This window comes from Propionibacterium sp., assembly GCF_047719395.1.
GTDB lineage: Bacteria > Actinomycetota > Actinomycetes > Propionibacteriales > Propionibacteriaceae > Propionibacterium.
Genome location: NZ_JBDNTB010000033.1, coordinates 1 through 21,217, shown reverse-complemented (window position 1 = coordinate 21,217; position 21,217 = coordinate 1). Strand labels below are relative to the sequence as shown.

Here is a 21,217-nt window from a genome sequence, read left to right as displayed (position 1 = left end):
GCCGGGCTGATGGCGGAGCGGATCACGCTCTGGGCCGCGCAGAGAACGACCCGGAGTGTGATCGATTCCCTCAGGCCTGACGCAGCTGCGCGCCGAAGCGCTCGGCCACCAGGGCCACTGCTGCGTCGCGGACCTCACTGGCCTCGGCCTGGGTGAGCGTCCGCTCCGGATGGCGAAGCCGCAGGTTGTAGGCCAACGACTTCTTGCCGGGCCCCGCCTGGGGACCGGTGTACACGTCGAACAGCGCCACCGATTCCAGCAGCGGACCAGCGCCCTCGGTGAGTGCGGCCTCGACGTCAGCAGCCGGAACACTCTCATCGAGGACGAGCGCGACATCTTCCTTGGTCAGCGGATAGGGCGACAGCGCGCTGACTTCGCCTGATGTCGGTGCTGCGGCGATCAGCAGGTCAAGGTTCAGCTCGACAGCGCAGGTGCGGGAGGACAGACCGAAGGCGGAGATGACGTCGGGGTGCAGCTCACCCGCCGCACCGATGTCCACCAGTTCACCCTGCTGGTTGCGCACCGACAGCTTCGCGCACCGGCCTGGATGCCAGGGCGCGATGGCCGCAGCGGAACGCACCAGTTCGGCGCCGAGTGCTTCCGCAGCGGTCTGGGCGAGCAGCACGGCGTGGGTCCAGTCGGCAGCAACCGCCGGGCCGCGCCAGCTGGCAGGCGTCCACTGGCCGCACACCACACCGGCCAGCATCCTCGGCTGATCGGGCAGCGACGAGTACAGGGCACTGATCTCGTCATCGCCGGGACGATGAGACACCTGAGGCATCGGGGCCGCATGCTGGTCTCCGTCGAGAAAGACCGAGCCCTGCTCGAACAGCGCCAAGTCGTCCAGGGAGCGGGAAGTGTTGCGTCCCACCGCTGCGAACAGCCCTGGCAGCAGCGTGCTGCGCAGGAATGGCTGCGTGTCGGCGAGCGGATTGGCCAGTTTGACCACGTGTCGCGCCGGCGCGTCGGCAGGCAGGCCCAGCTTGTCGAGCTCCTCGGTGTTCAGAAAGGGCAGCGTGATGACCTCGACGAAACCGGCCTGCGCAACTGCCGACATGACCTCGCGGCGGGCACGTTGACAGGCAGTGAGCCCAGTCGCGGGCAGAGCTCGGGGCACGGCAGGTTCGATGATGTCCAGACCGAGCTTGCAACCGATCTCCTCGACGTAGTCGTAGGGGTCTCGCAGATCGGTGCGCCAGCTCGGCGGCCTCAGGTGCAGCTTGTCGCCCCTGGCGGTGACCTCGACTCCCGATGCGGTCAACACATTGATGACGCGTTCGGCGTCGATGCGCGCACCGAGAATCCGCGCGGGCAGGTCGGCGGCAATGACCTGGCTGGGCGAGGCGGTGACCTCGCCGGCAACAGTGGCACCATTGGCCAGCTTTGCGTCGGCCAGTTCCACCAGCAGCCGCGCCGCCATCCTGGCGGCCGCGCAGGGCACACCCGGATCGGTGCCGCGCTCGAAACGGCGGGAGGCCTCGCTCGGCAACTTGTGGTGCCGGTAGCTGCGCCCGATGGTTCCGGGCAGGAAGTGTGCGGCCTCCAGGACGATGGACGTGGTCTCCGGGCCGACCTCAGTGGTCTGGCCTCCCATCACGCCTGCCAGACCGATGGCGCCGGAGTCGTCGGCGATGACCAGATCTTCTGGATTCAGCTCGCGAACCACATCATCGAGGGTGGTGAGCTTCTCCCCTGGCGTGGCCTTGCGCACCACGATGGGGCCGCTCAGCTTGTCAGCGTCGTAGGCGTGCAGCGGCTGGCCGGATTCGAGCATCACATAGTTCGTGATGTCGACCGGCAGACTCACCGGACGCATCCCGCTGGCGTTGAGGCGATGGCGCATCCAACCAGGCGTGACGGCCTCAGTGTCGATGCCGTGCAACACGAGATTGACGAACAGCGAGCAGTCCGCGGATTCCAGGCGCACAGGATGGGCATCCTGGCAAACAGCAGGCACGCGACGGGAGTACTGGTCGTTGTAGGGCACGTCGAATGCCTGCGCAGCCTCGCGTGCCAGACCGCGGATGGACAGGCAGAAGCTCATGTCCGGTGTGACGTCGATATCGAGCACCTCGTCAGGCGCGCCGAGCAGCGTCAGGGCATCGGATCCCAGCCCGGCGGCCTCCGCCTCTGCCGGGGGAAGCACGAGGATGCCGGTGTGGTCGACGCCCAGGCCCAGCTCGTCCTCGGCGCAGATCATGCCGTCCGACATGTGTCCGTAGGTCTTGCGTGCCGAGATCTCGAATCCGCCGGGCAGGACGGCGCCGGGCAGCGAGACCACCACGTAGTCGCCCACTCGGAAGTTCGCAGCGCCGCAGACGATGCCACGGGCATCGGTGAGTTCGGGGTTGTTCACCGAGACATTGAGCTCGGGCCCGCAATCCACCCGGCACCAGCGGATGGTCTTGCCATTGCGCTGGGGCTCCTCGACGAGATCGAGCACCCGCCCCACCACGACCGGGCCGGTGATGTCGCCACCGACGGTCTCGATGTGCTCCACCTGGAGCCCACCACGGGTGTAGGCGTCGGCGATCTGCTCGGTGGTGACGCCCTGCGGCAGATCCACCAGCTCGCGCAGCCAGCTGATCGGCAGTCTCATCGTGCGCCTCCTTGGAGTGAACGGCTGAAGCGCACATCACCCTCGACGAAGTCGCGCAGGTCGGGTGCGTTGTTGCGGAACATGACGGTGCGATCCACGCCCATGCCAAAGGCGAAGCCGCTGTACACATCGGTGTCGATGCCTGCGGCCTGCAGCACCCGCGGGTTTACGACTCCGCAGCCGCCCCATTCGATCCAGCCCTCGGACTTGCAGGTGCGACACGGACGATCGGGATTGCCGACCGAGGCTCCATGGCAGACGAAGCACTCGAGGTCGATCTCGGCACTGGGCTCGGTGAACGGGAAGTAGTGCGGGCGCAGCCTGGTGCGGATGTCTCCGAACATCGCGCGCGCCAGGTGGTCCAGCGTGCCCTTGAGGTGGCCCATGGTGATGCCCTTGTCCACCACCAAGCCCTCAAGCTGATGGAAGACCGGCAGGTGGGTGGCGTCGTACTCGTCGGCGCGGAAGACCTTGCCGGGGCTGACCATGTACACCGGAAGATCGCGTTCCAGCAGGGTGCGCATCTGCACAGGGCTGGTCTGGGTGCGCATCAGCTTGTGCGCCGACGGCGGCTCGACGAACAGCGTGTCGGACATGAAGCGCGCCGGATGATCAGCGGTGAAGTTCAGCGCGTCGAAGTTGAGCCACTCGGCTTCGAGCTCCGGCCCCTCGACGACTTCCCAGCCCATCGAGATGAAGACATCGCACATCTGGTTGATCAGTGCGGTCAGTGGATGCAGCGCACCCACCGGGTGATCGCGCACCGGCAGGGTGACGTCGACCGCCTCCGCGCGAAGCTTGGCGTCGAGTTCTGCGGCCTTGATCTGCTCTGCCTTGGCCTTCATCGCCTGGTTCACACGGCCACGAGCCTGGCCGATGAGCCGGCCGGCATCCCTGCGCTGGTCCTTGGGCATCGTGCCAATGCGCCGGTTGGCCAGGGCCAGCGGCGACTTGTCGGCCGCGTGCTCCTGGCGCACCTGGGTGAGCTGCTGTGAATTCTCTGCGGCGGCGATGGCGGCGAGTGCCGCCCCCACCATGGCTTCGACCTGCGCCGCGTCCAGCGCGTCGCTCGGACTGTCTGGCCCTGACATGGGCTCCCCTCGTGCATTTTTCATTGTCCACCGCGTTCTGGCGTCCGGTGGACGGACCGCCCCAGTCTAGAAGCAGCCGGCTTCCTTGCTTGTCCAGTGGTCAGCCGACACGTCCCGACACATCGTGGCCGCCCGCGAAGACCTGCCGGCGATGAGGACCTACTGGCGATGTTGCGCACTGGCGGTGGCGTACAGGCAGACAGCAGCCGCGGTGGAGAGGTTGAGGCTCTCCGCACGGCCCCACATCGGAATCGCGACCACCTGGTCGGCCAGTGCCAGGACCGGTGCCGGAAGTCCCCACGCCTCATTGCCCGTCAACCAGGCGGTCGGCCGGGAAAGACCCCCCGATGCGGCCACCACGTCCAGCGGCTGACCCCCGGCATCGGCGGCCACCACCTGGAGGCCCACGCCATGCGCCCACTCGATGACCTGCGGCAGGTCGAGACCAGTCACGACGGGAAGGTGGAAGACACTGCCCACCGAGGCGCGCACCGTCTTGGAGTTCGTGGCATCCACCGATCCATGGCTCATCAGCACCGCGTCGGCACCGAAGGCATCGGCGCAGCGGATCACCGTGCCAGCATTGCCCGGATCTCGCACCTGGGCGCAGATGACGACCAGCCGCGGTGCCTCGATGCTGTCCAGATCGGTTTCGGGCCAGCGGCAGACTGCGAAGATGCCCTGACTGGTGACCGTCTCGCTCAGGGCATCGATCTGCTCGCTGGTGGCCTGCACCACGTCGATGCGCTCGTCGATCGCCATGTCCAGCAGTTCGGCGTGCCGGCCCGGGTCGTCGACGATGAGCCGTTCGACGGTCTGGCCCCCGGCGAGGGAACGCCCGTGGGCGAGTGCCTCCCGGATGGCCTGGGTTCCCTCGACGAGGAAGAGACCTGTTTCCGCGCGGATCTTTCGCTGCTGGAGACGACGGGCCGAACGCAGTCCCGCCCGGCTGAGCTGGGGGAACTCGTCCGGCCCGTCGTCGTGGTTCGCAGCAACCATCGCGACTTGCTCAGGCGGCCTGAGCGGCAGGCTGGTTCTTCCTGGAGATCTCCACCAGCGCGGCGAAAGCAGCCGGATCGGTGACGGCGAGATCCGCGAGGATCTTGCGGTCAACCTCGATCTCGGCGATCTTGAGGCCGTATATGAAGCGGTTGTAGGTCATGCCCTGCTCTCGGGCGGCCGCATTGATCCGCTGGATCCACAGCGCGCGGAAATCGCCCTTCTTGGCGCGGCGGTCGCGGAATGCATAGGTACCCGAGTGAAGGGTCTGCTCCTTCGCCTTGCGGTACAGCCGAGAGCGCTGACCCCGGTAGCCGGCGGCGCTGTCCAAAAGCTCCCGACGCTTCTTCTTCGCGTTCACTGAGCGCTTGACGCGTGCCATGTGTTACTCCTTGTTCTGGTGGTGCAGTGGTGTGGGGGAAGCGCTGGTCACTTGCCGAGCAGCTTGCGGGCCTTCTTGGCGTCCGCCGGAGACAGCACGCCGTCCACCGAGAGGCGGCGCTTGCGGCGGCTGGACTTGTGCTCGTTGAGATGGCCGGTGCCAGCCCGCATGAACTTCAGCTTGCCGCTGCCGGTGGTCTTGAAACGCTTCTTCGCACCGGAGTGCGTCTTCATCTTGGGCATTGTGTGCTCCATTCCTTGCCTGCCCGGATTGTCGGGCGGTCCGTCCTATGTGCCCGGCGTGCCGGGCGGTCGTGCTGATGTGATCCCGGTGTGAGAACCACGCGCAGCGCGGGATTACAGGTCGATGTCGGGGTCCATGTTGTCGGCCGGGCCACGCTTCTTCTTCGGCTGGCCCTTGGCGGCCTCGCGCATGCGCACCTCAGCGGCCTTGTCGAGTGCCGCATCGGCTTCGCGCTGAGCCTGCTTGCGCGCCTTCTCCTCGGCCTGACCGGCGCGTGCCTCGCTCTTCTTCCGGGTGGGAGCCACGACCATGTGCATATTTCGGCCCTCGAGCTTGGGCGACTGCTCGATGAAACCGTCGTCCTTCACGTCCTCGGCGAGCTTGCGCAACAGATTCTGGCCGAGTTCGGGACGCGACTGCTCGCGGCCGCGGAACATGATCGTGATCTTGACCTTGTCGCCGCCGCGCAGGAAACGCACGACATGGCCCTTCTTGGTCTCGTAGTCGTGATCGTCGATCTTGGGACGCAGCTTCATCTCCTTGAGAACCGTGTTCGACTGGTTCCGGCGGGACTCGCGCGCCTTCTGGGCGGCCTCGTACTTGAACTTGCCGTAGTCCATGAGTTTGCACACCGGCGGCCGGGCCTCGGCCGCCACCTCGACCAGGTCGAGGTCATGCTCGCGGGCAAGCTGCATCGCCTGCTCGACGCGGACGATGCCGATCTGTTCACCGTTGGGACCGACGAGCCGGACCTCGGGAACATGGATCCGCTCGTTGATACGGAGTTCGTTGCTGATTGTGTCCTCCAAATGATGTGGCCAACGCTGCTCGGACACGGAAAAGGCCCTCGCCCGTGGGCGAAGGCCTGGCAGAACGGCAAAGCGCCATGCATCGTGAATCACGATGCCGACGCACCATCACTGACCTGTCCGACGGAATCGGACCAGGTGGGAAGTCCAGGCCTCCACTTGCGGGATCGGGCGTCCACCGACGCCGATCAACCTGGCCATGATAGCCGCAGGTGCAGAGATTGCCGAATCGGCCGAATCTCTGGTCCTTCTCCCATTGTCCGTGACTCATCGCTGCTACTCGTCACCGGACGCGCCTTGCCTGATGGATGCACCTCACTGATGGGCGCGCAGCACAGGATCCTCGTAACCACGATTGGCCAGCACAGGCAGTGCTTTGCGCGCCGTGACAATTCGCTGGGGATCGATGTCTGCGTACAACAGCTCCGGGGCGGCGCCCGCCGAAGCCACCACGACACCGAGCGGATCGACGACCATGGAGCATCCGATGTTCACCGAACTCGCCTCCGAGCAGGCCACCATGTAGACGGTGTTCTCCAAAGCCCTGGCTGCGACCATCAACTGCCAGTGCCTCTCCTTGAGTGGTCCCGCAGCCCACGCCGCAGGAACCAGGATGATCTGCGCACCTCGCACGGCAAGACTGCGGGCAACCTCGGGAAAACGCAGGTCGTAGCAGATCATCAGGCCGATCCGCAGTCCATCGACCTCCGCAGTGGGTGGTTGCTCGGCACCTGCCTGCACCCAGGAGGACTCGTGCGCCTTGAAGGCGTCGTAGAGATGGATCTTGCGGTATTCGGCGATCAGCTCGCCATGATCCACGAGGAAGCCGGTGTTCACGACACGGTCCGAGCCTGTTGGGGTGTGGATGCTGCCGGCGATGGCCAGTCCATGGCGCGCGCTGAGCGCGATGATGCCGCTGATCAAGGGCCCTTCGAGTGGCTGAGGATTCTTTGCGGCGGCATGGGGGTCGGCGGGGTCGCGAGCGGTGAGCCCCTCCGGAAGCAGCAGGATCCTGGCGCCTGCAGCTGCGCTGCGTTCGGCGGTCCCTGAGATCTGCGCAAGGTTGGTGGCTGCATCGGCCTCGACCCTCAGCTGTCCGATGGCGATGTGCATGCCGGCGTCCATGTCGACAACTCCTCGTCTGGGATCCAGGTCAGCCCGGCAGCCACAATTCAGCAGCCGGCGTGCTTACACCGATGGTAGATGCCCCTCCGCCAACAGGCTCGGCTGTGACAGGCTTGATTCATGACTTCCGACACCTTCGCCATCATCGTGACGATCGTCATCGCCGTCGCCGGCGTGGCTGGCGCCGTGCTCGGCTGGCGCAGCCGGCACAGTGCGCGCCCGATCCTCCGCGGTCTCGGGGTGAGTTTCACCGTGGCGGGGCTGTGGGTGACCGGCGTGCTCGAACTGCTGTTGGGTGGCGTGCGCAGCATCATCGACTGGATCATGCTGCAACATCTGAACACCCAGATGTGGATCGGAATCGCGGCGGTGGCGGCGGGCGTGATCGCCTATCTCATTGGCGGACAGATGGCGTTGCCGCCGAGGCGGTCCAGGCAACGCCATGTCGAGACCGACGCCCCAGGAGCGAGGTCCACACAGGTGTTACCGACTGCCGACCCCCTTGCCGGACAGCCTTCGGACAGGCCGTCTTCGCGGCCGAAGAGCCAGGACACCGCCGTTCTGGGCAGCGAGGAGGACGATGCGGAGATCACCCAGATTCTCCGCAAGCACGGCATCGAGTGAAGCTCATGAGGATCACGGCTGAACCGCTCGGGGGACCCCTCCGGGTGGACCCCTTGGGGACTCAGCGATCTTGAGCAGCCAGCGGAGGGTTAGCCGGCGTCAGCTCACAGACGGCAGGCAGCCAGCTCGGTGACGAGGATGGCTCGGGCACCGAGATCCCACAGCTTGTCCATGAGCCTCTGGGCATCTGTCCTGGGCACCATGGCACGCACCGCAACCCAGCCCTCGCGGGCCAGTGAGGACACCGTGGGCGAGGCATAGCCAGGCGTCAGTGCGCTGGCCTGGTCCAACAGATTCGTGGGGCAGTCGTAGTCGAACAGCACATAGTTACGGGCCACCAGCACACTGGATAGCCGGCGGGTGAGGTGGTCGAGTGCCACTGCGTCCACCTTGCCGTCATTGCGCTTGACGAGGATGCCCTCGGACAGCAGGATCGGATCCCCGAAGAGTTCGAGCCCGGCCTTGCGCAGCGTGGTGCCGGTCTCCACCACATCGGCAATCGCGTCGGCGACGCCCAGGGCGATGGAGGACTCCACCGCACCATCCAGGTGCACCAGGCGAGCCATCACTCCGTGCTCGCCGAGATAGCGCGACAGCAGTCCGGGATAGCTGGTGGCGATGCGAAGACCTTGCAGATCCTCGAGGGAGTATCCGTGGCCCCTGGGGGCGGCGAAGCGGAAGCGGCTCATCCCGAACCCGAGTGCCAGGATCTCGGTGGCTGCGGCGCCGGAATCGATGAGCATGTCCCGGCCGGTGATGCCGAGATCCAGGGTGCCCTCGCCCACGTACACGGCGATGTCACGAGGGCGTAGGTAGTAGAACTCGACATGATTGTCCTCGTCGATGAGGACGAGCTCCTTGGTGTCGGTGCGCTGGGCGTAGCCCGCCTCGCGCAGCATCTGCGCGGCGGCCTGGGACAGCGAGCCCTTGTTGGGCACAGCGATGCGGATGTAGTCCTGATCGGTCACTGGAGGATCCTTCGAACTGTCGGTGGAAAGCACCGGTCAGAGATAGCGGTAGATGTCTTCGAGGCTCAGGCCCTGGTTGATCATCATGACCTGGCACCAGTAGAGAAGCTGGCTGATCTCCTCAGCCGTCTCCTCCTTCGTCTGGAACTCCGCGGCCAGCCAGACCTCGGAGGCCTCCTCGACGACCTTCTTGCCGATGGAATGAGTTCCCTCATCCAGTTTCTTCACCGTGCCCGAACCTTCAGGACGCCGGGCTGCGATACGGGTCAATTCACCGAACAACTGGTCGAAGGACTTGCTCACAGCGCACAGCCTAGTGCAGATGACCTGGAATGCCATCGAGAGACCTCTGCATGGGGCCCACAGGTCGCGCACTGAATGCGGAATTGGATGCCCATTAGGATCGTTGGTGCAGGCAGAGGAGGATTCCGTGCCCAAACCGCCATCACCGCCCAGTCATGCCCGTGAGCAGGACCAGAATCGTGACCCCAGTGCGCCCAACGGCAACAAGTGGAGCAGCGACGCCCCCTCAGGGCCGCCGCCGCTGGACTCCCCCAAGCCTTGGCACACCGAAGGTTTGCCGAACAAATCCGATGATGACAAGCCGAAGCGCCCCTTGTGGGCTCGGCTGCTGCCCTGGTTGCTCCTGCTGGTGGTGTTCTTCGCGCTGGTGAGCTGGTTCAACGCGATGCAGGCGCCACCGACCATCAGCTACAACGAGTTCGTCACCCAGGTGCAGGCCGGCAATGTGAAGTCTGTGCATGCCAAGGGCGACTCGATCGACGGTGTACTCAAGCAGGCTGCGACCGTTCCCGACACCTCTGACTCCAAGCGCGGCCAGAGCTACACCCAGTTCACCACCGAACGCCCTACCTGGGCCAACGATGACCTGCTGGGCATGCTCGACAGCCATGGCGTGTCGGTCTCGGCCGTCTCGGTGATCTCCCAGACGAATCCGCTGGTGAGCCTGCTGATGATCTTCGGGCCGTGGATCCTGCTGATCGGTGCATATCTTTGGTTCGCCAACCGGATGTCCAAGGGCGGGGGGCTTGGCGGTTTCGGCATGAATCGGGAGGTCAAGCCTGTCCAGAAGGACACCGTGCGGGTGAACTTCAACGATGTCGCCGGTATCGACGAAGTCCAGGACGAGGTGGCGCAGATCGTCGACTTCCTGCGCAACCCGGAGAAGTACCGACGGGTCGGTGCTCGCTCCCCCAAGGGCGTACTGCTCGAGGGCCAGCCCGGTACCGGCAAGACCCTGCTGGCACGTGCCACCGCCGGCGAGGCGGATGTGCCGTTCTTCAGCGCCTCTGCCAGCGAGTTCATCGAGATGATCGTCGGTGTGGGCGCCCAGCGTGTCCGCCAGCTGTTCGACGAGGCGCGCAAGGCTGCGCCATCGATCATCTTCATCGACGAGATCGACGCGATCGGGCGCTCCCGGGCGTCCAACCGCTCGCTGGGCGGCAATGACGAACGTGAGCAGACGCTGAACCAGATCCTCACCGAGATGGACGGCTTCGACGGCACCGAAGGTGTGGTCGTGATGGCGGCCACCAATCGGGCCGATGTGCTCGACCCGGCGCTGACCAGGCCCGGTCGCTTCGACCGCGTCATCACGGTGAGTTCCCCCGACCAGAAGGGCCGCGAGCAGATCCTCAAGGTGCACTCGCGCGATATCCCGACTGCCCGCGATGTCAATCTGGCCAAGGTGGCAGCAGCCACGCCAGGCATGACCGGCGCCGATCTGGCCAATCTCGCCAATGAGGCTGCGCTGCGGGCGGCACGCCGGGGCGACACGATCGTGTACCAGCAGGACTTCACCAATGCATTGGAGCAGATCCAGCTCGGTGTGGCTCGCTCGGTGGTGATCCCCGATGACGAGAAGCGCCGCACCGCTTACCACGAGTCGGGGCACGCACTGCTCGGCATGCTGCAGCCGGGCGCCGATCCGGTGCGCAAGGTGTCGATCATCCCCCGCGGCCAGGCGCTGGGTGTGACGCTGTCCACACCAGACACCGACCGCTATGGCTACGACGAGGAGTACCTGAAGGGCCGGATTGTGGGGGCCTTGGGCGGCATGGCGGCCGAGGACACCGTCTTCGGTGTCACCACCACAGGTGCCGAGTCCGACCTCAACCAGGCCACCGCCATTGCCCGTCAGATGGTGGGCAAGTGGGGCATGAGCACCAAGGTCGGTCCGGTGATGGTGCTGAACGACGAGGTGGACCCTCGTCAGCTCGGCGTCAGCGATACCACTCTGGCAACGGTGGACGGCGAGGTGCGCAGGATCATCGGCGAGTGCCAGGAGAGGGCGATCTCGCTTCTGCACGAGCACCGGGGCCAGCTCGACTCACTCGCCACCGAGCTGCTCAAGAAGGAGACCCTGGACGAGGACGAGGTCTATGCCGCGGTGGGCATCAAGCGTCCCTCCAAGCTGAAGCAGCTCGAGGAGAGCCCCATCCCTGGCGCGGACATTCCGCCATTGCCGACGGGGACACCTCCGACGCAGATGGGCTGAGGAACAGATGAGCCCCGCGAGGGACTCTTGCTGTCTGGTCTGACGGCGACGTCCTCGCCCCGGCACGCCGTGCGTGGCTTCCCTCGTGGAGGTGAGCCGCACCCCGCAAGCCCTTGACACGTCGGGCCGGCGGGGTATCGCGGTATTGCCCCGGCAGAGGGTGAATGTCTCAGAGCGTGACGCCGAGCAGCGCGTCGATGGCGGCAGCCATCTGACCAGGAGCAGCCTCGTCGCTGCCCTCCCCCGCCAGGACCGCCGAGGACCATTCGTCGATCACTGCCAGGGCCATTGGTGTGTCCAGGTCGGTGCGCAGTCCGTAGCGGACATCGGCAAGAGTGGGTTCTGCCGCCGTTCCGGTCGGTGCATGAACGGCTGCCCGCCAGGCATCCAGTCGGCGCTGGGCACTCTCGGCCAGACTCGGCATCCATTCCCAGTCATCGCGGTAATGCTGCGCCAGCAGGGCGAGCCGCACGGTCATGGGGTCCATTCCCTGGTTCACCAGCCGGCTCACCAGCTCAAGGTTGCCGAGCGACTTGCTCATCTTCTGCCCGTCCAGCGAGACCATTCCCACATGGGCGTAGCTCTGCGCGAAGGGCTCCCCGGTCGCGACGACCGCCTCGGCAGCGCACATTTCGTGGTGCGGGAATGCCAAATCACGGCCCCCGGCCTGTACGGAGAAGTCACGTCCCAGCCGATTCAGCGCAATCGCGGTGCACTCGATGTGCCAGCCAGGGCGGCCCCGGCCCAGCGACGAGTCCCAGGCCGGCTCACCGGAACGCTCCATCCGCCACACCAAGCAGTCCAAGGCGTCCTCCTTGCCGGGGCGGTCAGGATCGCCGCCGTGCTCGGCGAACTCCCCGAGCATCTGGGCACGGTTGAGATGGCTCACCTCGCCGAAGCCGGGCGCCTGTGCAGCGCGGAAGTACCAGTCGGGGTATCGCGGATCATCGACCTGATAGATGCTTCCGGCCGCACGCAACTGCTCGATGAGGTCCACAACCTCATCGATGATGGCGGTGGCCGGCACGTACCAATCGGGGGGAATGACCCGCAGCGCCTCCATGTCCGAGCGGAACAGGTCGATCTGGGAGGTTGCCAGTTCCTTCCAGTCCTCGCCGGTCTGCTCGGCGCGCTCCAGCAGCGGGTCATCAACATCGGTGACGTTCTGGGCGTACTGCACTGTCAGACCCAGATCACGCCAGACCCTGTTGAGCACATCGAAACTCACATAGGTGAAGGCGTGACCGATGTGGGTGGCGTCATAGGGCGTGATTCCGCACACGTACAGTCCGGCCACTCCCTGCTGGGGTCCCACCGGCACGAGCCGGCGCGCATCGGTGGTCACCAGGCTCACCTCGTCGGGCAAGCCGTAGGCGCCAGGGGTGGCGGGAATTGTGGGGACTTCGACCGGGCGCCAGGCGTGCATGGCCCCAACCTACCGGCTCGCACTAGGCTTTCCAGTCAGCAGCCATCGTCGGGAGGGGACGCCATGCGCACGCGCCGAGTGGGCGGCAGCGGCCTCGAAGTGAGCCGGCTGGGGCTCGGCACCATGACCTGGGGCGGAGACACGGGCCTTGATGCGGCCACGAAACTTCTCACCAGCTTCGCTGAGGCAGGCGGCACCCTGGTGGACACTGCCCCGGCCTACGGCGACGGCGCCGCGGAGAAGATCCTGGGCAGGCTGATGCACACCGTGCTGCGCCGTGACCGTTTCGTCCTCGCCACGAAGGCGGGCTTCGGGCTCAAGGACGGTCATCATCGCATCAACACATCCAAGAAGGCGCTGCTGGACGACCTCGCGGGTTCGCTGCGACGCCTCCACACCGACCACGTAGACCTGTGGCAGGTGCATGCCTGGGGTGCCGCGCCGGTGGAGGAGACGATGGCTGCGTTGGACGTGGCCGTGAGTTCGGGGATGACCCGCTATGCGGGTGTCTGCAATTACATCGGCTGGCAGATCGGCACCGCAGCCGCCTGGCAGCAGGCTGTGCCGGGGCGCGCACCACTGATCAGTGGTCAGGTGGAGTACTCGTTGCTGGCCCGGCGGGCGGAAATCGAAGTGATTCCTGCGCTGGCCCACCACGGCATGGGCTTGTTCGCCTGGTCGCCGATCGGACGCGGAGTGCTCACCGGGAAATATCGCAATGGCACCCCGCGGGACTCGCGTGGCGCCAGGGATCATCTCAGCTGGTTCGTCGAGCCCTACCTGGAGTCCCGGAGCCGGGCGGTGACAGATGCTGTGGCGCGTGCCGCGGACGGTCTGGGGCTCAGCCCGGCGCAGGTGGCCATGCTGTGGGTACGCGATGCGCCCGGCGTCACTGCTCCGCTGCTCGGTGCGCGAACCGCCGAGCAGCTGCAGGCCTATCTGGGGCTTGACGAGGTGCATCTGCCCGAACCCATCGTGAAGGCCCTGGACGATGTGACCGGCGGTCCGAACCAGGCCCGGACCGCAGCTGGATGATCGATGCCTCAGGCGTAGACGGTCAGCCGGGTACGGATGATCTTGCGCCGAAGCCAGACCTCCCGCGAACCGTCGCGGTAGCGCCGCACCCGTGACAGCTCCCAATCATGATGCTGGGCCTGCTCGGTGAGCAGGCGACGCACCTGATTGCGAGACACCCAACGGGGCACCGTCATGCGCTGGACCTCGAACTCGATACCCGAAGCCTCCTGACGGGTGAGTTCGCTGGACGCGATGTACACGGTGGGCTGGAACTGCATACGGCCTCCTTGGAACCCCGGCCCGGCATCCCTGGGGGAGCGGGAACAGCACACGCCGGTTGCCGCGATGATAGCCGTCATCCGAGGTCATTCCGCGCATCTCGACCGCACGGCGGACGGGATCGCGCTCCTTGTCCTGGCCGGTCTGCCCTGCGCACCCGGTCGGGGACCCGAAGTATGTGCGGCACCGCTGCCGTCCCCGCGTCCACGGCGGATGGGGCGCATCGTCCATTCGCAGTCTGAGAACTTTTGATGCTATCCTTCTGGGGCGTCGCGGGCAGCCGCGGCGGATGTCCGGGTGGCGGAATAGGTAGACGCGCTAGCTTGAGGTGCTAGTGCCCGATTAAAAGGGCATGGAGGTTCAAGTCCTCTTCCGGACACGAGAAATCCCAGTCGCTTGGAAAATCACGGCAGCAGGCCTGACAGTATCTGACTGTGGTACCGGCGGAAGTTCCGAGGGCCGTGTCTGCGGCCCCACCAATCAAGTGACCTGTGAAGTCAGGACCAGCGACGCGCCAGATTCGTCGTCCCATCCGCGAAGCTCCTGGGTCTAGCCTTGGTGCCTGTCCTCGCCGTGCGCGGCTTCCGAGAACCAAAGGTCAGACATGAATTTGTTCCACGCCATCTTGCTGGGGATCGTCGAGGGAATCACCGAATTCCTTCCGGTTTCCAGCACGGGTCATCTCACCGTGGTGGAGAAACTGCTCGGATACCAGATCGATGACCCGGGAATGACGGCCTTCACGGCGATCATCCAGGTGGGCGCGATCATTGCCGCCATCATCTATTTCCGGCGAGACATCATCGATATCATCGTGGCCTGGTTCACCGGCCTGTTCCATGCCGACCGTCGCACCGATCCCGACTACCGGATGGGCTGGGCGGTGATCCTCGGATCGATCCCGGTGGCGGTGATCGGCCTGGTGTTCAAGGACGCCATCGAGACGACGCTCCGGTCGATGTGGGTGGTGGCTGCGGCGCTCATCATCTGGAGCTTCGTGATGGCTTTCGCCGACCGGCAGCAGGGGCTGAACCGATCCATTGACGATGTCACCTGGCGTGACGGCATCTTCATCGGCCTGTTCCAGGCCCTCTCGCCGCTGTTCCCCGGCATCTCCCGTTCCGGGGCAACGATTTCGGCAGGCATGTTCCGCAAGCTGGACCGCGTCTCCGCGACCCGGCTCAGCTTCTTCATGGGCATCCCCGCGCTCGTCGCGGCCGGTGGCCTCGAGTCGGTTTCCCAGGCCAGCGCAATTTCCAGCACGGTCGGCTGGACCGCCACGATTGTTGGCACCGTGGTCTCGCTGGTCGTGGCCTACTTCTCGATCGCCTGGCTGCTGCGCTTCGTCTCGAAGAACTCGTTCACCGGCTTCATCGTGTACCGCATTGCCCTGGGTGCATTCATCATCGTGCTGCTGGTCACGGGGACCATCACGGCCTGAGGCAGACCGTCACGTGGGCCTGACCCGGGCGCAAGGTCAGCAGACCAGTTCATCTGCGCGCAAGCCGCCAACTGCCCGTCCGGGACCGCGTCACCAGACCCATCAGTTCAAGGCGCACCAGTGCGGCCTGGCACTGGGTGACGCTCTTGGCCGAGGCCATGGCGATGTCATCGAGGTCTGCGTCGCCTCTGGCAGGCAGGGCCTCGCGCACCGCCAGCAGACCGGGGTCGAGGTCGTCGAATTCGCGAGGACGACCGTGCAACGGCAGTTCGTCCTGCTCCCCCACCGGTGTGAGCAGCGCACGGACGTCATCGGCCCGGCTGACCAGCACTGCCTCGTTGTCGCGGATGAGCCGATTCGGCGTCTCGGACAGGGCCGAGGTGACCGGGCCGGGCACTGCAGCAAGCACACGCCCCAGTGCGACGGTCCAGTTGGCCGTGTTGAGCGCCCCTGAGCGCAGCGCTGCCTCCACCACGACGGTGCCGCCAGCCAGCGCCGCGATGAGCCGGTTGCGAGCCAGGAAGCCCGCTCTGGTGGGACGAATCCCCGGCGCCAGCTCGGTGATCACCAGTCCGCGTGCGGCGATCTCGTCGAGCACTGCTGTATTGCCTCGGGGATACCACGCGTCGAGTCCTCCTGCGAGCACGGCGATGGTCCTCCCCTCTGCTGCCAGTGCGCCCCGATGGGCGGCAACGTCGATGCCGTAGGCACCGCCGCTGATCACCGGGAACTCATGACTCAATGAACCCGCCAGATCGGCAGCCACGGCCTCGCCGTAGCGGGTGGAGGAACGCGCGCCCACGATTGCCACCGGTGGATGTGTTGCGACGCAGATCTCGTCGAGCCGCAGCGGACCGCGCACCCACAGGGCCACAGATGAACCGGCCATTCCGCCCAGGCAGCTGATGTTGTCGAGATCGGCGAGGGGGGAGGGCCATTCATCGTCGCTCGGAATGAGAAGGCGGATGCCAAGCACTTCGGCTGCCCTCACCAGATCGGCTGTGTTCAAGCTTCTCGCCCTGCGCCCCCACGCGCTGTCCTCGGAAGCGGCCAGCAGGCTCCGAAACACCTGATCGGCACCTTGTTGGTCGACCAGTTCCGCCAGTCCTGGCCTGGCAGGCTCGCAGATCTGGCTCAGCGCCGCCCTGGCCAGGCGTTCTTCGGACCAGTCATTCATCATGCTGCCCCGCTCATCCAGTCCGCCCGGCGCAGACCCATGGCTGCCGCCAGATCATCGCCCTGGATGCGGTCATGCCCGGCCAGGTCTGCAAGCGTCCAGGCAACTCGCAATACCTTGTCCACCCCCCGGGTGCTCAGCAACCCCCGGTCCAGGGCCGCATCGATGAGATCGACGTCTTTGGGCTGGGGCAGCTCACGGCGCAGCATCGTGCCGGGCACCTCGGCATTTGTCCGAAATCCGGTGTTCTGCAGCCGGTCATGCTGTCGTTCCCGCGCCTGGCACACCCGTGCGCGAATCAGCCCTGATGATTCGCCCACTTCTGAGGCGACCCGCAGACCCACGGCCCCAGCCTGTGTGAGGTGGACGTGGATATCGATCCTGTCCAGGATGGGCCCGGACAGCCGCTGGGCATAGCGCCGGACGGCCTGGGGCGTGCAGGTACAGGTGGCGCCCACCACACCGTGATTCCCACAGGGGCAGGGATTGGCCGCCAGCACCAGCTGGAAGCGGGCCGGGAAGTCCGCAGACACCTGACTGCGCACGATGGACACCTGCCCCAGCTCCAGCGGTGTGCGCAGTGCCTCCAGCACGCGCGGGGAGAATTCTGGTGCCTCGTCCATGAACAGCACCCCGTGGTGCGCCATGGAGATGACGCCCGGTCTGGCGACTCGCGAGCCGCCACCCACCATCGCCGCCACCGTGGCGGTGTGATGCGGCTCGGAGAAGGGCGGACGCCTGATCAACCGGCCAGCCAGATCACGGCCGACCAGGGAATGCACCGCGGAGACCTCCAGAGCCGCATCGTCGTCGAGATCCGGCAACAACCCAGGCAGGCGCTGGGCGAGCATCGTCTTGCCGGTGCCAGGCGGGCCGTGCATGAACAGGTGGTGGCTGCCCGCTGCTGCCACTTCCAGCGCCCAGCGCGCCTCGGGCTGACCGGCGATGTCTGCCATGTCGACAACGCCCACGACCTCGGTTCGCGCATCTTCCTGCCGGACCGCGTGCATCACCGGTCTGCCGTGAAGCACCTCGACCAGTTCGGCGAGATCGGCGACTCCCCAGACGGTCATCCCCTCCACGAGGTCCGCCTCGCCCATCTGGGCCGCCGGCACGACGGCGGTCTCGAAACCGTGCCCACGGGCGGCGAGAAGCGCTGGCAGGAGACCCCTCACCGGGCGCACCCTGCCGTCCAGCCCCAGCTCCCCCATCAAGACGGCGCGCTCGGCGATGGATGCGGGTACCACCTTGGCGATCACCAGTACTGCTGCAGCGATGGCCAGGTCGTAGTGGCTGCCTGCCTTGGGCAGATCGGCGGGAGTGAGGTTGATGGTGAGCATCCGGTCGGGCCACTGCAGGCCTGCACCGCTGATCGCCGCCTTGCAGCGGTCGCGTGCCTCGTACAGCGCTGTGTCGGGCAGCCCCACGAGCACGGTGCGCGGCACACCATTCCCGATGGCGGCCTCCACCTCGACGGGCGTGCCCCGGACTCCCACCAGCGCGATGGACCACGACGACGCCATGTTCATGACAGGCCCTTGATGTGACGCATCAGGGGAGCCTGACCCGGCACTTTCATGATGCCGATCGCGTCTATCCTCATTCTCCCGACATGGCCGTGGGCCAGGATCCAGGCGGCAGCGGTGCGTCGCAGATGTTTCTGTTTGGCGAGGGTGATGGCCTCCAGAGGATCCCCGTAGGCATGTCCTCTGCGGTACTTCACCTCGACGAAGACGACTGTCGGCCGCTCACCCGGCGCACATTCCACAGCGACGATGTCGACCTCGCCGTGCGGGCATCGCCAATTCCGGTCCACGATGCGCCAGCCGAGACCCTGCAGATAGTCCGCAGCGGCATCTTCACCGAGCCGGCCTGTGATCACGGTGCTCACGGTCACCACCTCCGCCGAGGAGTGTGACCGCGACGCCCGCCGATGGCAGTCGTCCACAGGAGCAATCTGAGGGGCGGCCGATGTCCACAGGGCTGGACCACAACCAATTCGGGTGATTCGGGCTGGATGACCGTCACACCGGGAAAGTCACCACCCATGACTGCGGCAGTCGCCCAGCCCCGAAGATCCGGCCCCGAAGAAGGGAGAACCCGGACCTGCCCTGGTGAACTACCTTCGCTCAGTCCCCGTCGGGCACCTCAAGGTCACTGTGCTGGATCTCCTCGATGGAGACGTCGCGGAAGGTGAGCACCTTGGCCGACTTCACGAATCGTGTCGGGCGATACATGTCCCACACCCAGGCATCCGCCATGGACACCTCGTAGTACACGTCACCGCCCTCGGTGCGCACCTTCAGGTCGACGACATTGCACAGGTAGAAGCGCCGCTCCGTCTCCACTGCGTACTTGAAGATGTTGACGACATCCTTGTACTCGCGGTAGAGATCGAGTTCAAGTTTGCTCTCGTAGGCATCGAGATCATCGGCGCTGCTCATGGTCTGTCCAGACTAGCCGCTCGCCTCACATTCGCGTAGCGTCGGCGGTGCAGCGGACACGGCCCCAGCGCCTCGAGACGCTGCTGGTGCAGGGCGGTGACATAGCCCTTGTGCACGGCGAAGTCATAGCCCGGAAAGTCACTGTCCGCGGCCACCATGATCCGGTCCCGGGTCACCTTCGCCACGATCGATGCTGCCGCCACGCAGGCGCACACCCGGTCGGCCTTCCACATGCCCAGACCCGGCGCCGTGATGCCTGCCACGGCGAAGCCATCGGTGATGACGAAGCCCGGTGCAGGGTCCAGTCTGCACAAGGCGCGGCGCAAGCCCTGGATGTCAGCCTCCTGCATGCCCAGCCGATCGCACTCCGCAGCTTCCACGGCCACGCACGACCAGGACAGTGAATGAGTCACGATCTGTTCGTAGACGCGCTCGCGGGCTCTGGGAGTCAGCAGTTTGGAGTCCTGCAGACCGTCGATTCGATCTTCCGGGCGTCCGGAAAGGATTACCGCGGCGGCCACCAATGGTCCGGCACATGCTCCGCGTCCAGCCTCATCGGCGCCTGCCACCGGATCGAGTCCGGCGACGTGCAGGGCCCGCTCGAAGCGCGGGACCAGGGCGGCAGCAGGCACGTGTGGAGACTAACAGCCGGTGCTAACAGGGTCTTTGGTTGACGATGGGCTGAGCCGGCGCAGGAGAAGACGCAGGCGGCACTGCGGCGAAGTCGGCCGGGATGTGGAAGCGAGTCATCCTGTTGAAGGGCATCGCGATGGCGACGACGGGCCCTGTGACATCGGACATCGGCACGAAAGCGTCGGCGCCGGGAGTCTCGTCGGGGCCCTCCATCTCGCACATGTGATAACGGGAGTCCCTGGAATCACTGCGATTGTCCCCCAGCACAAAGATTGCCTGGGCGGGAACGACCACGTCGAAGGGGATGTCGCTCGGCCGCGACTGAACGCCATTGGTCGAATAGATGTAGCTGGCCTCGTCCAGTGTGACGCCATTCACCTCGATCTGGCCGTCGACCGAACAACAGTGCACATGGTCCCCGGGCATGCCGATGACGCGTTTCACCAGATGATCAGTGGAGGAGGCCGGAGCCACGCCCAGGAATTCCAGCGCCTGGCGTGCCGGACTGACGGCCACAGGTGCGGTGTCCAGCCAGTCGCCCGGATCCTTGAAGACCACGATGTCTCCGCGGTGGATGGACACCGTCTTCATCACCACCACCCGATCCCCGATGCCCAGGGTGTTCTCCATGGACGCGGAGGGGATGATGAACAGCTGCACCAGAAAGGTGCGGATCAGCGCAGAAACCACCAGGGCGATGAAGACGATGAGCACGAATTCACCGAGGAAGCTCAAGAAGCCATGCTTGCGCTCAGGTTTCTTGAGTTTCTTCGAAGACCCGTCTGCCGAGTCGTCGCTGACGCGCGTGGCGGCTTTGCTCATGCGTTGTCGCGCTTCTCCTTGATCTTCGCAGCCTTGCCTCGCAGACCACGCAGGTAGTACAGCTTGGCGCGACGGACATCGCCGCGACGCTCCACCTCGATGTGGTCGATGATGGGGCTGTGCACCGGGAAGGTGCGCTCCACGCCGCATCCGTAGGAGATCTTGCGAGTGGTGAAGGTCTCCTGGAGACCTGCCCCGGAGCGGGAGATGACGACGCCGGCGAAAACCTGGATTCGGGACTTGTTGCCCTCGACCACCTTCACATGGATGCGCACCGAATCACCGACCCGGAATTCGGGGATGTCGTCTCGCAATGACTCGGAATCGAGCGCAGCAATGAGGCTGTTGGTCATGATCATGTCCTCGCCGGTGCCACAGGTCACCCGTAGATGAAAGTTGATCGTGTGCTGGGTTCGTTCCCCCTGTGGCAGGAGCCGAGAACCGCAACGACCAGCCATTGTTGCACACCGGCTGTGGGGCACACCAATCGGTGTGTCCCACAGCCGGTCGGACGGGCGATGTCAGCAGCACCGAGCACACCCGTGCTCGTCCTGGGGTGCACAGTGGGGGGGGGGGGGGGGGGGGGGGGGGGGGGGGGCGCGGGGGGGGGGGGGGGGGGG

At 65.8% G+C, this 21,217-nt stretch carries 22 protein-coding genes and 1 tRNA gene; 5 read left to right on the top strand and 18 right to left on the bottom strand.

All coding sequences use genetic code 11. The features are described from left to right. Positions 1-70: 70 nt before the first annotated feature. The 7 genes from pheT to ABF648_RS07285 form a co-directional block, all read right to left on the bottom strand. Positions 71-2,599: a phenylalanine--tRNA ligase subunit beta gene (gene pheT / locus ABF648_RS07315; protein WP_415631644.1), complete on the bottom strand. Its 2,529-nt coding sequence runs from the start codon at positions 2,597-2,599 to the stop codon at positions 71-73. Further along, entirely contained in the window at positions 2,596-3,690 is a 1,095-nt protein-coding gene (gene pheS, locus ABF648_RS07310) for a phenylalanine--tRNA ligase subunit alpha (RefSeq protein WP_415631643.1), read from the bottom strand. The genes pheT and pheS overlap by 4 nt, the downstream gene beginning before the upstream one ends. A gap of 159 nt (positions 3,691-3,849) precedes the next feature. Beyond that, positions 3,850-4,689 carry a TrmH family RNA methyltransferase gene (locus tag ABF648_RS07305; protein WP_415631642.1) on the bottom strand — a complete coding sequence of 280 codons (840 nt, stop codon included), beginning with the start codon at positions 4,687-4,689 and terminating at the stop codon, positions 3,850-3,852. 10 nt (positions 4,690-4,699) lie between these two features. Then, positions 4,700-5,071 (bottom strand): 50S ribosomal protein L20, encoded by a 372-nt coding sequence (gene rplT / locus ABF648_RS07300; protein WP_415631641.1) that lies wholly within the window; start codon positions 5,069-5,071, stop codon positions 4,700-4,702. A 47-nt stretch (positions 5,072-5,118) separates the two neighbouring features. Further along, a complete protein-coding gene (gene rpmI / locus ABF648_RS07295) occupies positions 5,119-5,313 on the bottom strand; it encodes a 50S ribosomal protein L35 (protein ID WP_415631640.1) in 195 nt (64 codons plus the stop codon). 114 nt (positions 5,314-5,427) lie between these two features. Next, complete coding sequence (gene infC, locus ABF648_RS07290; protein WP_415631639.1) at positions 5,428-6,150, bottom strand: translation initiation factor IF-3; 723 nt, start codon at positions 6,148-6,150, stop codon at positions 5,428-5,430. A gap of 288 nt (positions 6,151-6,438) precedes the next feature. Then, on the bottom strand, positions 6,439-7,248 hold the full coding sequence (locus tag ABF648_RS07285) for a nitrilase-related carbon-nitrogen hydrolase (protein ID WP_415631638.1): 810 nt from the start codon (positions 7,246-7,248) through the stop codon (positions 6,439-6,441). Positions 7,249-7,368: 120 nt separating this feature from the next. Between ABF648_RS07285 and ABF648_RS07280 the strand changes: the two genes are divergently transcribed. Continuing rightward, positions 7,369-7,872 carry a hypothetical protein gene (locus ABF648_RS07280; protein ID WP_415631637.1) on the top strand — a complete coding sequence of 168 codons (504 nt, stop codon included), beginning with the start codon at positions 7,369-7,371 and terminating at the stop codon, positions 7,870-7,872. A 104-nt stretch (positions 7,873-7,976) separates the two neighbouring features. Here ABF648_RS07280 and hisG read toward each other — a convergent pair whose 3' ends face one another. Further along, positions 7,977-8,840 carry an ATP phosphoribosyltransferase gene (gene hisG, locus ABF648_RS07275; protein WP_415631636.1) on the bottom strand — a complete coding sequence of 288 codons (864 nt, stop codon included), beginning with the start codon at positions 8,838-8,840 and terminating at the stop codon, positions 7,977-7,979. 36 nt (positions 8,841-8,876) lie between these two features. Beyond that, positions 8,877-9,143, bottom strand: a complete 267-nt coding sequence (locus ABF648_RS07270; protein WP_415631635.1) for a phosphoribosyl-ATP diphosphatase — start codon at positions 9,141-9,143, stop codon at positions 8,877-8,879. Positions 9,144-9,270: 127 nt separating this feature from the next. Between ABF648_RS07270 and ftsH the strand changes: the two genes are divergently transcribed. After that, positions 9,271-11,358: an ATP-dependent zinc metalloprotease FtsH gene (ftsH, locus tag ABF648_RS07265; protein ID WP_415631634.1), complete on the top strand. Its 2,088-nt coding sequence runs from the start codon at positions 9,271-9,273 to the stop codon at positions 11,356-11,358. A gap of 169 nt (positions 11,359-11,527) precedes the next feature. Here the strand turns inward: ftsH and mshC are convergent, their stop codons facing one another. Next, complete coding sequence (gene mshC, locus ABF648_RS07260) at positions 11,528-12,784, bottom strand: cysteine--1-D-myo-inosityl 2-amino-2-deoxy-alpha-D-glucopyranoside ligase (RefSeq protein WP_415631633.1); 1,257 nt, start codon at positions 12,782-12,784, stop codon at positions 11,528-11,530. A 63-nt stretch (positions 12,785-12,847) separates the two neighbouring features. Between mshC and ABF648_RS07255 the strand changes: the two genes are divergently transcribed. Beyond that, on the top strand, positions 12,848-13,819 hold the full coding sequence (locus ABF648_RS07255) for an aldo/keto reductase (protein ID WP_415631632.1): 972 nt from the start codon (positions 12,848-12,850) through the stop codon (positions 13,817-13,819). 8 nt (positions 13,820-13,827) lie between these two features. Here ABF648_RS07255 and ABF648_RS07250 read toward each other — a convergent pair whose 3' ends face one another. Next, positions 13,828-14,079, bottom strand: coding sequence for a DUF5703 family protein (locus tag ABF648_RS07250; RefSeq protein ID WP_415631631.1), 252 nt, complete (start codon positions 14,077-14,079; stop codon positions 13,828-13,830). Between the two features lie 292 nt (positions 14,080-14,371). Here ABF648_RS07250 and ABF648_RS07245 point away from each other — a divergent pair. Further along, positions 14,372-14,459, top strand: a tRNA-Leu gene (locus ABF648_RS07245). A 225-nt stretch (positions 14,460-14,684) separates the two neighbouring features. Further along, positions 14,685-15,521, top strand: coding sequence for an undecaprenyl-diphosphate phosphatase (locus ABF648_RS07240; protein ID WP_415631630.1), 837 nt, complete (start codon positions 14,685-14,687; stop codon positions 15,519-15,521). Between the two features lie 49 nt (positions 15,522-15,570). Here the strand turns inward: ABF648_RS07240 and ABF648_RS07235 are convergent, their stop codons facing one another. The 7 genes from ABF648_RS07235 to rplS form a co-directional block, all read right to left on the bottom strand. Further along, a complete protein-coding gene (locus ABF648_RS07235; protein WP_415631629.1) occupies positions 15,571-16,701 on the bottom strand; it encodes a DNA-processing protein DprA in 1,131 nt (376 codons plus the stop codon). Next, on the bottom strand, positions 16,698-18,227 hold the full coding sequence (locus ABF648_RS07230; protein WP_415631628.1) for a YifB family Mg chelatase-like AAA ATPase: 1,530 nt from the start codon (positions 18,225-18,227) through the stop codon (positions 16,698-16,700). Before ABF648_RS07230 ends, ABF648_RS07235 begins: the two co-directional genes overlap by 4 nt. After that, on the bottom strand, positions 18,224-18,589 hold the full coding sequence (locus ABF648_RS07225) for a YraN family protein (protein ID WP_415631627.1): 366 nt from the start codon (positions 18,587-18,589) through the stop codon (positions 18,224-18,226). Before ABF648_RS07225 ends, ABF648_RS07230 begins: the two co-directional genes overlap by 4 nt. Positions 18,590-18,827: 238 nt before the next feature. Then, a complete protein-coding gene (locus ABF648_RS07220) occupies positions 18,828-19,142 on the bottom strand; it encodes a DUF2469 domain-containing protein (RefSeq protein ID WP_415631626.1) in 315 nt (104 codons plus the stop codon). After that, on the bottom strand, positions 19,139-19,774 hold the full coding sequence (locus tag ABF648_RS07215; protein WP_415631625.1) for a ribonuclease HII: 636 nt from the start codon (positions 19,772-19,774) through the stop codon (positions 19,139-19,141). Before ABF648_RS07215 ends, ABF648_RS07220 begins: the two co-directional genes overlap by 4 nt. 22 nt (positions 19,775-19,796) lie before the next feature. Further along, on the bottom strand, positions 19,797-20,597 hold the full coding sequence (gene lepB, locus ABF648_RS07210) for a signal peptidase I (protein ID WP_415631624.1): 801 nt from the start codon (positions 20,595-20,597) through the stop codon (positions 19,797-19,799). Next, positions 20,594-20,950, bottom strand: a complete 357-nt coding sequence (rplS, locus tag ABF648_RS07205) for a 50S ribosomal protein L19 (protein ID WP_415631623.1) — start codon at positions 20,948-20,950, stop codon at positions 20,594-20,596. The genes lepB and rplS overlap by 4 nt, the downstream gene beginning before the upstream one ends. Positions 20,951-21,217 lie beyond the last annotated feature (267 nt).

Coding starts and splice junctions, on each gene's coding strand:
- pheS (WP_415631643.1), bottom strand. CDS start 3,690: ATGTCAGGGCCAGACAGTCCGAGCGACGCGCTGGACGCGGCGCAGGTC.
- rplS (WP_415631623.1), bottom strand. CDS start 20,950: ATGACCAACAGCCTCATTGCTGCGCTCGATTCCGAGTCATTGCGAGAC.
- ABF648_RS07305 (WP_415631642.1), bottom strand. CDS start 4,689: ATGGTTGCTGCGAACCACGACGACGGGCCGGACGAGTTCCCCCAGCTC.
- ABF648_RS07220 (WP_415631626.1), bottom strand. CDS start 19,142: ATGAGCAGCGCCGATGATCTCGATGCCTACGAGAGCAAACTTGAACTC.
- ABF648_RS07285 (WP_415631638.1), bottom strand. CDS start 7,248: ATGGACGCCGGCATGCACATCGCCATCGGACAGCTGAGGGTCGAGGCC.
- ABF648_RS07235 (WP_415631629.1), bottom strand. CDS start 16,701: ATGATGAATGACTGGTCCGAAGAACGCCTGGCCAGGGCGGCGCTGAGC.
- rpmI (WP_415631640.1), bottom strand. CDS start 5,313: ATGCCCAAGATGAAGACGCACTCCGGTGCGAAGAAGCGTTTCAAGACC.
- ABF648_RS07240 (WP_415631630.1), top strand. CDS start 14,685: ATGAATTTGTTCCACGCCATCTTGCTGGGGATCGTCGAGGGAATCACC.
- ABF648_RS07255 (WP_415631632.1), top strand. CDS start 12,848: ATGCGCACGCGCCGAGTGGGCGGCAGCGGCCTCGAAGTGAGCCGGCTG.
- pheT (WP_415631644.1), bottom strand. CDS start 2,599: ATGAGACTGCCGATCAGCTGGCTGCGCGAGCTGGTGGATCTGCCGCAG.
- rplT (WP_415631641.1), bottom strand. CDS start 5,071: ATGGCACGCGTCAAGCGCTCAGTGAACGCGAAGAAGAAGCGTCGGGAG.
- ABF648_RS07230 (WP_415631628.1), bottom strand. CDS start 18,227: ATGAACATGGCGTCGTCGTGGTCCATCGCGCTGGTGGGAGTCCGGGGC.
- mshC (WP_415631633.1), bottom strand. CDS start 12,784: ATGCACGCCTGGCGCCCGGTCGAAGTCCCCACAATTCCCGCCACCCCT.
- ABF648_RS07280 (WP_415631637.1), top strand. CDS start 7,369: ATGACTTCCGACACCTTCGCCATCATCGTGACGATCGTCATCGCCGTC.
- ABF648_RS07250 (WP_415631631.1), bottom strand. CDS start 14,079: ATGCAGTTCCAGCCCACCGTGTACATCGCGTCCAGCGAACTCACCCGT.
- lepB (WP_415631624.1), bottom strand. CDS start 20,597: ATGAGCAAAGCCGCCACGCGCGTCAGCGACGACTCGGCAGACGGGTCT.